The organism is Duganella margarita, from assembly GCF_009857535.1.
Lineage (GTDB): Bacteria > Pseudomonadota > Gammaproteobacteria > Burkholderiales > Burkholderiaceae_D > Rugamonas > Rugamonas margarita.
The window spans coordinates 307,922-320,082 of record NZ_WWCS01000006.1; the positions used below are offsets into that span (position 1 = coordinate 307,922).

Here is a 12,161-nt window from a genome sequence, read left to right on the forward strand (position 1 = left end):
GTGCCAAGCTAGCTTTACACAAGGAGGTCACATGCCGGAAGTACGTCAAGGACAAGCGCCAGAAAAGCTGGAGCGCAAGGAGTTTCGTTTGCAGTTCATGCGGTCGTTCGTTGATCCCAGGTTTGAGCAGGCCTCGGACGCGCTGGCGCAGGTGGAGGAAATTGCCTGGCGCAATTATGATGAGGGCCGCAAGGCGCCGATCACGCAAAAGGCCGGCAGCGAGTTTGCCGATCCGGATTACGATATGTCGGTTGAGTGGAAGGAGACCCGTGATCGCCTGCTGGCAGCCGAGCAGCGGCAGAAGGATGCGGCGACCCAGTCGCGCGTGTTGCTCATCATTGGCGCGGCGCGTAATGATGGCAGCTGTCCGGGCGAGATCTCCAAGACCTATCGCATGAGTCTATGGGCGAAGGAGGTGCTGGAAGCTGCGGATGTCGAGGTGGATGTGCTGGATTTGAGTCTGCTGACGTCTGCCTATGACCAGCATATCCATCCTTGCAAGGGCTGCGTGTCGACTGCCATGCCGCTGTGTCATTGGCCGTGCAGCTGCTATCCAAACCATGGTGAGCGCCAGGTGAACGACTGGATGGCGGAGATTTACGAAAAGTGGGTGGCGGCGCACGGCGTCATCATCCTGACGCCGACTTACTGGTATCAGGCGCCGTCTGTGCTCAAGCTGATGATCGACCGGCTGGTGTGTGCGGATGGCGGTAATCCGGATCCCACCACCACGCATGGCAAGAAGGCGGCGGAGGCCAAGGCGCTGGAATTGGCTGGTTGGGATTATCCGAAGCACCTGGCCGGGCGAGCCTATGGGCTGGTGGTGCATGGCGACGTGGCCGGCATTGAAGGGCTGCGGCGCGGACTGGCCGACTGGCTGGACTGGATGGGATTGATTGACGCTGGCAAGCAGTCGGCCCTGGACCGCTATGTCGGCTATTACGAATCGTATGCCGACAGCCATGCGACGCTGGACAAGGACGAGGCGTTCCAGGAAGAGGTGCGCAATGTGGCGCGCTCGGTCGCGGTGGCGGTAGGGCAGTTGCGCAGCGGCGCGCTGCACAAGGCGGACGAGGATATTAAACCGGCGCGGCCGAAATAGCGGCCCAGCCAAAGATGGGACGCGGCTGCGCAGGGTGGCAGGCCGCGTTCAGCTTAGCGCTTGCGCGCCAGCGTTACGCCATCGCTGATCGGCAGCATCGACAGGTCGATGCGCTGGTCTTCGCGCAGCTTGATATTGAGCGCTTGCAGTGCGGCGGTGTCCGGATCTTCAGCGCGCGCGGCCACGCGGCCGTCGCGCAGCGTGTTATCCAGCACCATCAGACCGCCGGGGCGCAGCAGCTGCAGGCAGCTTTCGTAATAACCGTCGTAGCCCACCTTGTCGGCGTCGATGAAGGCAAAGTCATACAGCCCGGCTTCGCCATCGTTCAGCAACGCCTGCAGCGTATCTTGCGCGGGCGCCAGGCGCAGGTCGATCTTGTCGGCTACGCCGGCTTGCTGCCAGAACGGCTTGGCGACACTGGTGTATTCATCGCTGATGTCACAGGCGATCAACCGGCCTTCCGGCGGCAGCGCCAGCGCCACCGATAACGCGCTGTAGCCGGTGAACACGCCCACCTCGATCGCATAGCGCGCGCCCATCAGTTTGACCAGCAGCGCCATGAACTGGCCTTGCTCCGGCGAGATTTGCATGCTGGCGCGTTCATGCCCTCGCGTAGCGGCGCGCAGCGCGGTTTGCGCCGGATGCTCGCGCAGCGAATGCGCGAGGACGTAGTCGTACAGCGTATCGGTCAAATTAAGCGTGCGGTTGGACATGCTGGTAGCTCCTGAATATGTGAGCCAGAGTGTAGCAGCGTCCGCGTCAGCGCGGCTCACGCTTGATCAGCTGCCTGCGTCACCACCAGCCGCGAGAAGCTGGCCACGCAACCGACCGCCGCAAACGCCGCCGCCAGCATCAGCGCATACGAGGTGCCGCGCAATGGCGACAGCGTGAAGCAGTACGCCACCAGCGCCGCCCCAGTAGCCTGGCCGATCAGCCGCGCAGTGGCGACGATGCCGCTGGCGCCACCCGCGCGCGACGGCGGCGCGCTACCCATAATGGCTTTCAGGTTCGGCGCCTGGAAGAAGCCGAAACCGATACCGCACCACGCCATGCGCCAGCCGATATCGAACACGGTCGGATTCGCCGGCAACATCACCATCGCCACCAGGCCCGACGACAGGATGGCGGTACCGATGCCGCCCAGCGCGCCGGGCGGATAACGGTCGCTCAGGCGGCCGGCGATCGGCGCCATCACCGCCACCAGCACCGCCCATGGCGTCAGCAGGAAGCCGGTTTCAATCGGCGAGCGGCCCAGCGTATGTTCAAAATAAAACGGCAGCGAGACAAACGCCAGGCCTTGTGCGGCGAAGGTGCACACCGCCGTCAACGCCGACAACGCGAACAGCGGTCGCTTGAACAGGTCCACCGGCAGCATTGGCGCCGCATGGCCGGCCTGGCGGCGCAGCAGCAGGACAAACAGCACCAGCGTGGCGACCACCTCCGGCAGCAGTCGCTGCCAGCCTTCCTGGTGCGCGGCGTCGCCGAAGGTGAGGATCAGCAGGCCGAAGGCAAGCACGTTGAGGATGGCCGTTGGCGCGTCGATTTTGTGGCTGGCGCGGTGGGTGTGCGGCAGCGCGCGGCGGCCCAGCAGCACAGCGACGACGCCCAGCGGCACATTGATGGCGAACAGCCATGGCCACGAGGCCACTGCCAGAATCAGCGAGGCGGCGGTGGGGCCAACCGCAAAGCCCACCGCCACCACCAGCGAATTGAGGCCGAAGCCGCGTCCATGCAGCTTGGCGGGGAAGATGGAACGCACCAGCGCGGTGTTCACCCCCATCATGGCGGCGCCGCCGATGCCCTGGAACAGCCGCGCCACCACCAGCGACGGCAGCGACCAGGCCAGCGCGCAGGCCAGCGAGGCGGCGGTAAACAGGGTCAGGCCGATCAGGCACACGCGCCGGTAGCCGATCACTTCGCCCAGTGCGGCAAACGGCAGCAGCGTGGCCACCATGGCCAATTGATAAACATTGACGATCCAGACCGAGGCGGCGGGGGTGGTGCGCAATTGGTCGGCGATGGCGGGGAGGGCGGTGTTGGCGATCGCCGTATCGAGCGACGACATGCCGACGCCGATGGCGACCGACAGCATGGCGAGCCAGCGCGCATCGGGCGGCAGGCCGTCGCGCGCAGCCAGCGCGCTATCTTGAGGGTTCATGGAAAATCCGATGCAAGGTGAACTAAGCCTCTCATTGTCGCGGAAAACGCGAAACTTTGCTGGACTGCGCTCAGGTGCTGGCGCTGGCGCAGGCGCTGCGCAGGTCGGCGCAGGCCTTGTCCAGCGCCGCTTCGACGTCCGGCAGCATGTCGATCACTTCCACCAGGTCGCCCGCGCTGGCGGCGGCTTCCATCTCGTGGCACAGCGAATGCAGGTGCGTGGAGTTGAGGTAGCCCGCGCTGCCTTTCAGCGCGTGGATGGCCGCCGCCGCCGCGTTGCTGTTGCCGGCGACGACCGCCGCGCGCGCCGTCTCCAGCCGGCGCGGCGCTTCGTCCAGGAAGGCCTGGGTGATGCGCTGCATATGTTTGTGCGACAGGCCGGCCAGCGGCATGATCTGTACCGTGTCCGGCGCCGCCGCAGCGTGCTCGATGCCGAACTGCTCGTCCAGCGACGCGGTGCGATCGGCCGCCAGTTGCATGGCATCCGTGGGACGTAGCGGCCGGCCGCGGCTCAGGTGCTGGGCGATGACTTTTTCCACCTGGTCGTACAGCAGGCGCTCGTCGACCGGCTTGCTGAGGAAGCCGTCCATGCCGCCGGCCAGGTAGCGCGCGCGGTCATGGTCGCTGGCGTTGGCGGTCAGCGCGATGATCGGAATGGCCGGATCGAGCACGCGATAGTCTTCGCTGCCGCCGGCACGGATCAGGCGCGTGGCCTGCTCGCCGTCCATCATCGGCATGCGGCCGTCCATCAGCACCAGGTCATAGGCGGCGGTGCTCAGCGCGTGCAGCGCCTGCAGGCCGTTTTCCACGATGCGGATGTCGTGCCCCATGCCCTCCAGCAGCGTGCTGACGATGATCTGGTTGGTGCGCACGTCCTCGGCGCACAGCACGCGCAGGCGGTAGGCGTGATGCTCCTTGTGCGGCAGCGCGGTGGCGTCGACGGCCGGCGCCGCACCGAGTGCCAGCGGCAGCGTGACGGTGAAGGTGGAACCGGCGCCGACCCGGCTCTCGGCCATGATCGAACCGCCCATCAGTTCCACCAGTTCCTTGCAGATCGCCAGGCCAAGGCCGGTACCGCCATAGCGGCGCGTGGTCGAATGGTCGGCCTGCTCGAATTTCTGGAACAGGCGTGGCAGCGTGTCGGGGGGGATCCCGGGACCGGTGTCGCTGACGTCGAAGCAAATGCTGGCACGGCCGTCGGCCAGTTGCAGCGCTGCGGCGTCCAGCCGCACTTCGCCGCGGTCGGTGAACTTGATGGCGTTGCCCAGCAGGTTAAGCAGGATCTGGCGCAGGCGCGTCGGGTCGCCGCGCACGTAGCGCGGCAGGTCCAGCGCCAGGTCGGAGCGCAGCAGCAGGCTTTTGGCGTCGGCCTGCTGTTGCAGGATGCCGAGGGCGTCGTCGATCAGCGCGATCAGGTCGAAGTCCACGGTTTCGATGGACAGGCGGCCGGCGTCGATCTTGGAGAAGTCGAGGATGTCGTTGAGGATGGCCAGTAGCGACTCGCTGTTCTGCAAGCCGATGCGCAAATACTCTTCGGTCCTGCCGCGCACTGACTGGTCGCGCATGGCGAACTTGATCATGCCGATCACGCCTGCCAGCGGCGTGCGGATGTCGTGGCTCATCGCCGACAGAAAATCGATGCGGTGGCGGCTGACCACTTCCGCATGTTCCTTGGCTTCGGTCAGCTGGGCCGTGCGTTCGTTGACGCGCTGTTCCAGGTTGTTGCGCAGCAGGCGGATCTGGTCGGCCAGCGCAAACGCCAGCAGCACGCCGTCCAGCGTGCCGCCGAGGAGCGTGAACAGCTGCGCATTGCTGACCAGCGCCGGGATCAGGCCGACATTGGCCGGCAGGATGATCAGCCCTGGCACCATCAGCGCCACGAAGCCGAACACGAAAAAGCGCGCCGGGTAGTAGCCGCTGCGCCAGACGATGATGCCGGTGGTGAGCGCCATCGTCATCCAGATGGTGATGACGATGGTGGCGATGGTGTGGGCATAGCTCAGCGCCAGGAAGCAGCTTGGCAGCGTCACCAGCGGCAGTACGATGTTGACGCGGCTCAGCGCATACAGGCGCGGCGCGGTTTCCTTCAGCCGCAGGAAGGTGGTGTAGAACAGCGTGCTCAGTACCGGCAGCAGGAAGAACGGCACGTAGTGCCAGTGCAGGTTATGCCAGCCGAACAAGTCGGCCGACATATGGAAGGTCATGCCCCACGCCACCGCGTAGCACAGCACGTACAGCGAGTAGTACAGCGACGAGCGGTCGCGCGTGATCGAGTAGATGAAGAAGTTGAACACGGTGAGCGCCAGCAGCGCACCGAGCGCGCCGATGATCAGCACATTTTCCCTGGCCACCAGCTGCTGGTAGTCGGTGCGCGGCAGCACCGAGAACACCGGCGTGCGCGCATAGTAGGGACTGGAGAAGCGGATCAGCACCTGGTAGCGCTGGCCCGGTTGCAGGTCGATGTCCTTGCCGTAGTGGAGCAGGTAGGCATGCGGCTGGCGGTAGCCGGTCATCATCTGGTGGATGCTGCCGTCTTCGTTGTAGATCTGGATGTCGACCAGATCGATCAGCGTGTCGTTCGGGTCGATTACCCAGTGCTGCTGGCGGCTGTCGTTACGCAGCTCTGCATACAGCCAGTAGCCGCCGCCCAGCAGATTGACCTTGGCCGCAGGCGTGAGCTTGGCCAGCATGGCGGGCAGGCCGGCCGCAGTGACAGGATAGGGTTCGCCATTGTCGGCATACAGCCGGCCGGCCTTGGCCAGGTCGATGCTGGCGCCGGTCAGCGCGATGGGCGCGGCGGTGCTGCTGGCATGCGCGCACATCGCCAGCAGCAGGAGCAGGGCATAGCGACGCAGGTACGCGGTGAAGCTGTAGATCTTGCTCGCTTTGCTCATTCGTGGTCCGTGCGCCGGCTGTCCATGGTAGGTGGTGGTGTCATTTTAAACGAGAACTTAGTGCTTTGGTATGATGGCGGCTTTGCTCTTGAGGACGATATCTTGCTTATCTCACCAGAACAGTTCATCGGATTCCTCGGCGCGGCGCTGCTGATCACCATTTCGCCGGGGCCCGACAACCTGATGGTTCTCAGCGTTGGCATGACACGCGGCCGCCGCCAGGGGATGATGTTTGGACTGGGCTGCGCGCTGGGGTGCCTGAGCCATACGGTATTGGCCGCGCTGGGCGTGAGCGCCTTGATCAAGGCGTCGCCGCTGGCGTTTGGCGCCTTGAAGCTGCTCGGTGGCGGCTATCTGATCTGGCTCGGTTACGGCGCCTTGCGCAGCCGTGGCGGTGCACGGGTGGAGGGCGCTGGATTGCCCGATGAAAGTCTGCGCAAGCTGTTCGCCAAGGGACTGTTCGCCAACATGATCAATCCGAAGGTGGTGTTGTTCTTCCTGTCGTTTTTGCCGCAGTTTGTGGTGGCCTCGCGCGGCGACGCGGCGTGGCAGACGGCGCAACTGGGTCTGCTGTTCACGGCGCAGGCGGTGGTGCTGTTTGGACTGCTGGGCTATTTTTCCGGCGCGGTGGGGGCGTGGATCAATCGCACGCCGAGCGCGGGCAAGTGGATGGACCGGGTGGCCGGTGCGATTTTCGTCGGCCTCGGTTTGCGCCTGATTATCGCCCGCTAAAAAAAACTTTGATCGGGAAGGCGTGATGTCATCAGGGCGTCATGCATGGCTGAGATACTGGCTTTGCTCTTTCAAGTCTCTCCCGATTTGAAACTTTTGGCCCGCGCCTCGCGAAGTGCGCGGGCTTTTTTTTATCTGGCGGTCAGGTCGAAGCGCAGCTCCATCGGGTCCAGCACGGACATGGCGCCACCCATGACGGAAAACGGCGTCAGGCCGAAATCGGTCTGCTTCAGCTGGACCGTGCCTTTGACGCTGATGACGCCATTTTCTTCGCGCAGTTCGACCGGAATGGCCAGCGTGCGGGTGACGCCGTGCAGCGTGATGGCGACTTGCAGCGGCTGGCCGGCGGCGCGGCGTTCCACGTGCACGGTGACCAGCGGATAGCGGTCGGCATCCAGCACTTTCGTCAGCATGTTGTGTCGCGTGCCTTCGATGGCGTCGGCGGACGGCTGCTTTTCCATGCCGGCGATGCGGCGCAGGTCTGCTTCATCTATTTTCATCTCATCGAGACGAAACTGGAAATCCGCTACATTGCGCAATGGAGCAACCGTGCCTGTTACCGTATGGCTGGCGACCACGTGGTCATGGCCCAGCCGCGCCAATATGCCGCCGCGCCGCACAGTGACGGCGATCAGCGATTGGGCGGTATCGATGCGCAGTAGCGGGCCGGCGTCCGGCAGGGCTGGCGCGGCGGGCGGCGTGACAGCTGGCGGCGTCTGGGCGACAGCAGGCGCGGTCGCGGGCGCGCTAGTTGGCGGCGGCAACTGCGTGCAAGCGCTCAGCGCACAGAGTGCTGCGCATATTGCGGAGGTTAATTTAGTGTGCGTCATTTGGCCGTCATATTGTCCAATTATTATCGCTCCGCTGGCGAAAGCTTGCACCGTCCGACCCCGCGCCCAAGATGGCGCGGATGCTCACGGTGCATGGCTCAGCAGGCTGGCCGGTGGCCTCAAACACCGGCACCATTACGCCATCCCCGGTACTTTAATGAAGTTCTAAGCCTGCGATTTACGATCGATGGCAAAGTAGAACCCATAGCGCGAGGTGAAGCCCAGCGCCAGGTTGCCGGACCTATAACGCCCGGCACAATTTTAGTTCAGACGACACCATAGTCGGCGGACAACCAGACATCCCCACGCTTTCGAGCGTTTTGCAACCAGCAACATCTCACGATGCTGCTGGTTTTTTTTGCCTTTAGCCGGCGTGCTGCTTCAACCACGCGTCAATCTGCGGCAGACGCTTGGTGCGCACCTTGATGCGGTACTCGATCGCCGCAATCGCCTGCTTGGTATCGCCTTGCGCATCGGCCGGCAGGTACTGCCTGGCGTAAGCCTGCAGCTTGCCGATCATGGCCGGATCGGCCGAACGTCCGCCCAGACCAGGGAAGTAGCGGCTGCGCGAGGCGCCATCAACGATCTTGTCGATCTGGTCGCGGTGCGAGATGGCGAAGTCGAACGCCAGGTCCGGGTGGTTGCTGGCCACGTGGCTGATAATCGACGCGCCGGCAGTAGCGCCCGGTTCATCGGTCAGGGCCAGGTCAAGCGCCCGTTGCGCCTGCGCCTTGTCGCTGGCGGAACCCAGCAGGTCATACATCTGCGCCTTGATCATGTTCGACTGCTCGGCCTTGGCGGCGGCGCGCATCTGGTCCCAGGTGGCGGCATCCGCGCTGGCGGCGATCACGCTCAGGATCGGACGGCGCAGCGCTGCCGGCATGGCCGATTTGTCGGTGGCGGAAGCGGCATAACGGCGGCGCGCTTCGGCGATCACGCTGTCGTCGCCCACTTCGCCCAGCGCGCGGATCAGCGTTTCGCGCAGATTGGCCACCGGCGCCGCTTCATCCTTGGCGGCGGTCCAGCCGATGCGGGCAAATACTGGCGCCAGGCGTGCACGCGCGAAGCGGTCCAGCGCCGCGCGCTGTTCCGGCTTGCTTTCGTAGCTGTCGTGCAGGCCGGCCAGTACGCCGGCGATCTTCTGCCACACTTGCGGCGCTGCGTCCACCGGTGCGCTGTTGGCCAGGTCGAGGAAGCTGGAGGCCGGCATCAGGCCGGCCATGCCCAGCGCCCAGCTGTCCGACAGCAGGCCCAGTTGGTCGATGGTCGGCATGGTGGCGAAGCCCTTCGCCAGCGCGCCAAAGGCCTTGTCGGTGTACAGCGTGCGGTAGTAGCCACTCTGGCCGGCGTTGACCAGCACCGCGCCGCAACCAGGCAGCGTCATGCTGGCCTTGCCGCCGCTGACCACGGTGCGCACGGTGGCGCCGCCGACGGTCTGCGCGATCACGGGCACGCGCCAGCTCAGTGGCTTCTTGTTTTCCTTGTCTTTGCTGAATTCACCCTGCGTCAGCTGGATGGTGGTCTTGCCATCCTTGCACACGGCATCGGCCACGCGGATCAGCGGCACGCCAGGTTGCAGCGTGAAGTCGTGGGCAATCGCGGTCACCGGCTTGTGCGCTGCCTTTTCCACTTCGCGCCACAGGTCGTCGGACACGGTGTTGCCATAGGCGTGCTTGGCGATGTAGCTGCGCACGCCGGCGCGCCAGCCTTCTTCGCCCACATAGTTTTCCAGCATGCGGATTACCGATTCGCCCTTGCTGTAGGTGATGTTGTCGAATGCCTGGCTGGCTTGTTCGACGGTGGCGATGTGCTGCACGATCGGGTGGGTGGTGGCCAGCGCGTCCTGCTCCATCGCGCCTTCGCGGGTACCGACCGCGCGCAGTTCCCAGTTCCATTCAGGGTGCAGGCGGGTGGTGGTGCGCGACTCCATCCACGAGGCGAAGCCCTCGTTCAGCCAAAGGTCGTCCCACCAGGCCATGGTGACCAGGTCGCCGAACCACTGGTGCGCCATTTCGTGCGCGGCCACCAGGAACGAGACTTCCTTGTCCGACTGCGTGGCGACGCGCGGATCGAGCAGGATAGAATTCTCAAAGGTGAAGATAGCGCCCCAGTTTTCCATCGCGCTGAAGAACTGGCTGCGGCCTGGCGCGGCGATGTTGTCCAGCTTAGGCAGCGGATATTTGACGCCGAAGTAGTCGTTGTATTCTTTCAGCACGTCGCGCGACGATTCCAGCGCAAACTGGGCCTGGCCCAGCGCACCTTTCTGGGTGATCACGCCCAGCTCCACGCCGTCCTGCACGGCGGTGGCGCGGTCAAATTCGCCCAGGCCGAAGAACAGCAGGTAGGTCGACATTTTTGGCGAGGTGGCAAAGCGCACCAGTTCGCGGCCGTCCGCCAGCTTGGTGGTGGAGCTAACCGGCATATTGGACACGGCCATCTGGCCGGCAGGGACAGTGGCCTCCAGCGCGAAGGTGGCCTTGTAGAACGGCTCGTCCCACGATGGGATCATGCGGCGCGCGTCGGAGTTTTCAAACTGGGTGTACAGGGCGCGCTTTTTGGCGCCGCCGTTGTCGTAGTCGAGCGAGAACAGGCCGGAGGCCTGGGTTCCGATCACGCCGGTATAGTCCAGTTTGAGCTGGTAGCTGCCGGGTTTCAGGGTGTCTGCAAAATGGAAGGTGACGGTCTGCTTGTCGGCGTCGATGTCGGTCTTGCTGGCGGCTTGCTGCGGTTTGCCCGGGCCGGCGCTGATGGCGGCGGCGCTGAATTTCAGGTCGGCGGCGTTCAGCGTCAGGCTGCTGGTGGCTTGTTTGACATCGAGCGCGATGGTCACGCTGGCGCTAAAGCTGCTGTTGGCGGCGTCTGGCGTCAGCGACACGGCGTAGTGCGTCGGCACGGCGGTGCGGGGAAGCTGGGTGGTGACCTGCGTAACTTTGGCGGCAGGGGCAGCGGCGACCAGGGTAGGGGCGCCGGCGGACAATCCCAGCAGCGCCATGACGGCGAGCGAAATCAAACTGCGTTGCATGCTTTTCCTTCGTAATGTTGGCCTTTTGGGCAAGCAAGCAATCTACGGCGAAGTGCGGACGCTGTCAAATCCCAAATAGGATTATGATCTTGCTACGTTCACTTTGGCAGAAGGCACAGACATGATCGATTTGTACACGGCCGCGACTCCCAACGGCCATAAAGTCTCCATCGCGCTGGAAGAGCTGGAACTGACTTACACGTTGCACGCGCTGGACCTGATGGCCGGCGAACAGAAAGAACCATGGTTCCTGGCGATTAATCCGAACGGCCGCATCCCGGCCATCGTCGACCGCGCCGAGGACAATTTTGCGGTGTTCGAGTCCGGCGCCATCCTGATTTACCTGGCAGAGAAGACCGGCGAATTGATGCCGGCCGACTTCAAGGGCCGCTCGCAGGTGCTGCAATGGCTGATGTTCCAGATGGGCGGCGTCGGTCCCATGATGGGGCAGGCCAATGTGTTCCACCGCTACTTCCCGGAGAAGATCCAGCCGGCCATCGACCGCTATCAGGGCGAGAGCAAGCGTCTGTTCCGCGTGCTGGACGCGCACCTGGCGCAGCACGAATACCTGGCCGGCGACTATTCGATCGCCGACATCGCCAACTGGGCATGGGTCCATACGCACAACTGGTCTGGCGTGACGGTGGACGATCTGCCGCACCTGCAACGCTGGCTGGCTGCGATTGCCGCGCGGCCAGCGGTACAGCGCGGTATCATTATGCCGCCGCGCGTCGAGCGCACCGATCCCACCACCATTGGCACCATGCTGGAAAAGGGGCAGTCGCGATGAAACTCTATACCTCCGCCCGGGCGCCGAATCCGCGCCGCGTCGCCATGTTCATCGCCGAGAAGGGGCTGACCGGCATCGAGCCGGTGCAGATCGATATCGGCGCCGGCCAGCATCGCAGCGCCGAATACCTGGCGCTCAATCCTTTTGGCCGCGTGCCGGCGCTGGAACTGGACGACGGCCGCGTGCTGGCCGAGACGCGCGCCATCTGCTCCTGGCTGGAAGGCTATGCGCCCGAGCCTAATCTGATGGGCGAGGGCTTTGACGAACGGGCCTTCATTGAGATGACGGACCGCCGCGTGGAACTGCATCTGTTCCTCGGCGCCGCCAACTGCATCCGCCACACGCATCCCGGCCTGGCCGCATTGGAGCAGCCGCAGTTTCCAGAGTACGGCGCGGCGCAGGCCGGGAAGATGCGCGAGACGGCGCGCTGGCTGGACACAACCCTGGCTGGCCAGCCCTTCGTAGCCGGGCAGCGCTTCACTATCGCCGACATTACCGCGTTCTGTGCGCTGGAGTTTGCGCGCGGGCTGATGAAATTCCGGCCGGGGCATGAGGGGTTGACGCACTTGCAGGCCTGGCGCGACCGCATCGCCGAGCGGCCCAGCGCGAGTGCCCTGGGCTAAGTGGGATAAGG

At 64.4% G+C, this 12,161-nt stretch carries 9 protein-coding genes; 4 read left to right on the forward strand and 5 right to left on the reverse strand.

Features of this window, described 5'->3' with window-relative positions; translation table 11 throughout:
- Window positions 1-31 precede the first annotated feature (31 nt).
- The gene (locus tag GTP55_RS12285; RefSeq protein WP_161045202.1) at window positions 32-1,102 is read left to right on the forward strand and encodes a flavodoxin family protein; all 1,071 of its coding nucleotides are present in this window, start codon (window positions 32-34) and stop codon (window positions 1,100-1,102) included.
- A 53-nt stretch (window positions 1,103-1,155) separates the two neighbouring features.
- Here GTP55_RS12285 and GTP55_RS12290 read toward each other — a convergent pair whose 3' ends face one another.
- The 3 genes from GTP55_RS12290 to GTP55_RS12300 form a co-directional block, all read right to left on the reverse strand.
- Window positions 1,156-1,815, reverse strand: coding sequence for a class I SAM-dependent methyltransferase (locus tag GTP55_RS12290; protein WP_161045203.1), 660 nt, complete (start codon window positions 1,813-1,815; stop codon window positions 1,156-1,158).
- A 56-nt stretch (window positions 1,816-1,871) separates the two neighbouring features.
- Window positions 1,872-3,260: an MFS transporter gene (locus GTP55_RS12295; RefSeq protein WP_161045204.1), complete on the reverse strand. Its 1,389-nt coding sequence runs from the start codon at window positions 3,258-3,260 to the stop codon at window positions 1,872-1,874.
- 70 nt (window positions 3,261-3,330) lie between these two features.
- Window positions 3,331-6,153 carry a hybrid sensor histidine kinase/response regulator gene (locus GTP55_RS12300; protein WP_161045205.1) on the reverse strand — a complete coding sequence of 941 codons (2,823 nt, stop codon included), beginning with the start codon at window positions 6,151-6,153 and terminating at the stop codon, window positions 3,331-3,333.
- A gap of 102 nt (window positions 6,154-6,255) precedes the next feature.
- Here GTP55_RS12300 and GTP55_RS12305 point away from each other — a divergent pair, with 102 nt between their 5' ends.
- Complete coding sequence (locus tag GTP55_RS12305; protein ID WP_161045206.1) at window positions 6,256-6,885, forward strand: LysE family translocator; 630 nt, start codon at window positions 6,256-6,258, stop codon at window positions 6,883-6,885.
- Between the two features lie 131 nt (window positions 6,886-7,016).
- Here the strand turns inward: GTP55_RS12305 and GTP55_RS12310 are convergent, their stop codons facing one another.
- Window positions 7,017-7,649, reverse strand: a complete 633-nt coding sequence (locus GTP55_RS12310; RefSeq protein WP_229257889.1) for a YceI family protein — start codon at window positions 7,647-7,649, stop codon at window positions 7,017-7,019.
- Window positions 7,650-8,079: 430 nt separating this feature from the next.
- The gene (locus GTP55_RS12315) at window positions 8,080-10,737 is read right to left on the reverse strand and encodes a M1 family metallopeptidase (protein ID WP_161045208.1); all 2,658 of its coding nucleotides are present in this window, start codon (window positions 10,735-10,737) and stop codon (window positions 8,080-8,082) included.
- Between the two features lie 121 nt (window positions 10,738-10,858).
- Between GTP55_RS12315 and GTP55_RS12320 the strand changes: the two genes are divergently transcribed.
- Window positions 10,859-11,527 (forward strand): glutathione S-transferase family protein, encoded by a 669-nt coding sequence (locus GTP55_RS12320; RefSeq protein ID WP_161045209.1) that lies wholly within the window; start codon window positions 10,859-10,861, stop codon window positions 11,525-11,527.
- On the forward strand, window positions 11,524-12,150 hold the full coding sequence (locus GTP55_RS12325) for a glutathione S-transferase family protein (RefSeq protein ID WP_161045210.1): 627 nt from the start codon (window positions 11,524-11,526) through the stop codon (window positions 12,148-12,150). The genes GTP55_RS12320 and GTP55_RS12325 overlap by 4 nt, the downstream gene beginning before the upstream one ends.
- Window positions 12,151-12,161 lie beyond the last annotated feature (11 nt).